The 3356-nt window shown below is 45.3% G+C and carries 2 protein-coding genes; both read left to right on the forward strand.

The annotated features are described in order from the left end of the window. Nucleotides 1–383: 383 nt before the first annotated feature. Entirely contained in the window at nt 384–1994 is a 1611-nt protein-coding gene (gene cobA, locus RLO19_RS12005; protein WP_446356643.1) for a uroporphyrinogen-III C-methyltransferase, read from the forward strand. Nucleotides 1995–2188: 194 nt separating this feature from the next. Next, nucleotides 2189–3208, forward strand: coding sequence for a hypothetical protein (locus RLO19_RS12010; protein WP_446356645.1), 1020 nt, complete (start codon nt 2189–2191; stop codon nt 3206–3208). The last annotated feature ends 148 nt before the right edge of the window (nt 3209–3356 follow it).

Consider the following 3356-nt stretch of genomic DNA (forward strand, 5'->3'; position numbering starts at 1 on the left):
ATGAACAATGGATAATGACCTCTCCTTAAAAGAAGAGGATTGAAATTAAGGAAAATCTTTTTTAATTTCTTCGTAAACGAAGAGGTCTTAGACCCAATTAATCAATTGTCAATTATCAATTATTAATTATCCATTGATAAGTAAACCCGATTGTTTGCCAAAACACCGTATTTCCTTTTACCTATACCCTGGAGCCTTCTGTTCTGAAGTCTTGCCTTCACCAAGGGTGTAAGTATTCAACCGGACATTCTATCCCTCGCTATAGTCAAGGAATACATTCCCCCTCATGTAGGATTGTTGGTAACTCTTTATTTATGACCTAGGTTAGAAACGAAATTATACTTAAGGGGGATGTATACACAAAAACGGTTTAAAATTGGAGAATGGTTCACCTCAATCCTTCTAAAAATGTGCTTAATCGCCGCCCTTTGGGTAAAGTCTATCTCGTCGGTGCTGGACCTGGAAGCATGGCATACCTCACCCGACAAGGGCAACAGCTTCTCAGTCAAGCGGAAGTGTTAGTCTATGACGCTTTAGTAGACTCTCAACTTTTACAATTAGTCTCGGCAAATTGCCGCCAGTTTGATGTGGGAAAGCGGGGGGGACATCCCTCAACTCCACAAGCGGAAATTAATCAATTGTTGGTCAAACAATGTAAACAAGGGAAGCAGGTAGTCCGTTTAAAAAGTGGTGATCCCTTTATCTTTGGTCGGGCGACGTCGGAAATTCAAGCGTTAACCAATGCAGGTTGCGCCTTTGAAGTCGTACCAGGAATTTCCTCTGCCCTCGCTGCACCGTTACTGGCAAATATTCCCCTGACTGATGCGGTTTTAAGTCGCTGTTTTGCCGTCCTCAGTGCCCATCAACCCGAAGCATTAGACTGGGAAGCATTGGCACGAATTGATACCTTGGTTATTCTAATGGGTGGGCGTCATTTAGCGAAAATCGTTGAGCAGTTACAGCGTTATGGCAAATCCTATCAAACCCCTGTGGCTGTGATTCAGGCTTGTGGACGGACTCAGCAACAGGTTTGGGCGGGAACATTGTCCAGTATTGTGAGGCAAACGGCTGGTGTCTCGCTGTCTCCTGTAGTCATTGTCGTGGGAGAAGTGGTAGGATTACGAGACTATCTGCAATCGCCCCAACCGTTGAATACAGAATGGACAAAGCACGAGATAATAGGCGAAGACATCAGTAGAAGTGGTTGCCAACAGATGCTTCAGGGTAAAACAATCTTAGTTACTCGTTCGGCGGAACACTCGAGTACATTCCGGGACTTGTTAGAACATGAAGGTGCTACAGTGATTGAAATGCCCGCATTGTTGATTACGCCGCCGTCGAGTTGGGACGCTTTGGATAAAGCAATCACCCACTTATCCGATTTCGATTGGTTAATTCTCACCTCAAGTAACGGCGTCAATTACTTTTTTGAACGACTGCTGACGCTAGGAAAAGATAGCCGTGCGTTATCCGAAGTCAAAATCGCCGTTGTGGGGAAGAAAACGGCGATGAGTTTAAAAGAACGAGGATTAAACCCAGATTTTATTCCCCCGGATTTTGTCGCCGATTCCCTGGTTGAACATTTTCCTGAACCCCTGGCTGAGCAAAATATCCTGTTCCCCCGTGTGGAAACTGGGGGACGAGAGGTTTTAGTCCAAGAATTAACTGCCCAAGGTGCTAATATGGTGGAAGTTGCGGCGTATCAATCAACTTGTCCAGGGGAAATAGCCCCCCCAGCTTGGGCAGCGTTGCAAAATCGTACCGTCGATATTATTACATTTGCCAGTTCTAAAACCGTCAAAAATTTTTATCAGCTTTTAGAAAAAACGAGCAATGAGCCACTCTCGCTTTTGAAAAATGTCTGTATTGCTTCCATTGGTCCCCAAACGTCCAAAACCTGTCAACAACGGTTGGGACGAGTGGATGTAGAGGCTCAACAGTATACTTTAGAAGGGTTAACCCAAGCCGTAGTACAATGGGTCAATCAAAAATAAGTCGCATTCACACAAACCGCAGTCGCACAAATCGCAACAATTCGCCATAGATTCAATCCCATAGCGAACCGTTTATATTCGTCTAAAGACGACGGGATAAGAATTTCAGTCGGTTTTAACGGAACCAACGTGCAGCAATTTGCTACGGAATATAGCTTCTAATGCTACCCTGAACAAAAAAGCCAGCAGCAGCCATGATGACAGAGACAGAACTCGAACAGACGACAGCAACACCTGAAACACCTGAAACAACTGAAACACCTGAAACAACTGACGCCCCTGAGCAGAACAAAAGGGAATCGGAAAATGAGGGTAGTATCTTCCAAGCGATTGGAATCGTCCTCGGTGAAGTCAGCGTGTCGGACGAGGGACGTGCTATGCTTACTATCGCTGGTAAAGACTATCCACTCTTCTATACATCTCGATTACGCAGGGCTTTCAACGCTCTGAAACTGGAAATAAAGAACACGGGAGAGCCGACTCAACGATTAATCGTTTACCCAAGAGTGACCCACTTTCCGCAACGCAACAAGCCGCACCAGCTTTCCTTTCAGTTGGTAGGATTCTCCAAAGGAGAACCCGATGGCGTTGCAGCACAATTGCAAGACTTCGAGTTTCAAATCCGTGGCTTGTGGCAATTCATTCCTGTGTGTCGAGGACCGGTTGTCTCGATTTTCCGGAATTTCAATGACGATCGCCTAGACTATATCAAGAAAGCTGAACCGGCGCAAAAGGTGAGATTTATGAAAGCGTCTCACCTACCGATGATGTGGAAAGATTCTCCGGTTAAGCCGTTTCGATTCAATCCGACACTCACAAAAGAGGAACAGGGACATCCTGCATTTATTCAAGTCAAGGCTAAATTTTTACCTGATAGAAGTCTTTTTGAGTTCGATGCTCTATTAGCGCCGCCATTGGAGAAAGCACCTAAGTTTTTGAAGGCGTCGAAAGCGGATAAGACAGCCGTACAGCAGGAGAAACGGCAGAATAAGCCAAAGCACAAGCCTAGTACAGGAAGGCCCAATCCAGAAGCTAAAGAGCAAAAGCCTACTATAAAAAGGCAGAAGCCTACTACACCAGAGCAGAAGCTAGAAGCTAAAGAGCCAAAGCCTACTACACCAGAGCAGAAGCCAGAAACCACAAAGCAGAAGCCGAGTACAGTAAGGAAGAGAGTAAAAGCCAAGGAGCAGAAGCCAGAGGACAAAACACTTTAAGGTTTATCGTAGTCGCGGAAGTCCTCACCCTCAACAGAGTAGGGTGAGGATGGACAGCGGGAAATCGGAGGAACGTAGATTTCCAAATTACCTAGCTAGATGCAATTTTTTAGTGTTATAATAACAGTAACCCACTTAGGTCTACCTT

Source organism: Coleofasciculus sp. G2-EDA-02, assembly GCF_040226375.1.
Classification (GTDB): domain Bacteria; phylum Cyanobacteriota; class Cyanobacteriia; order Cyanobacteriales; family Coleofasciculaceae; genus Coleofasciculus.

What these genes read in the sequence shown, in the direction of transcription:
- RLO19_RS12010 (WP_446356645.1), top strand. Translation starts at nt 2,189, where the DNA reads ATGATGACAGAGACAGAACTCGAACAGACGACAGCAACACCTGAAACA.
- cobA (WP_446356643.1), top strand. Translation starts at nt 384, where the DNA reads ATGGTTCACCTCAATCCTTCTAAAAATGTGCTTAATCGCCGCCCTTTG.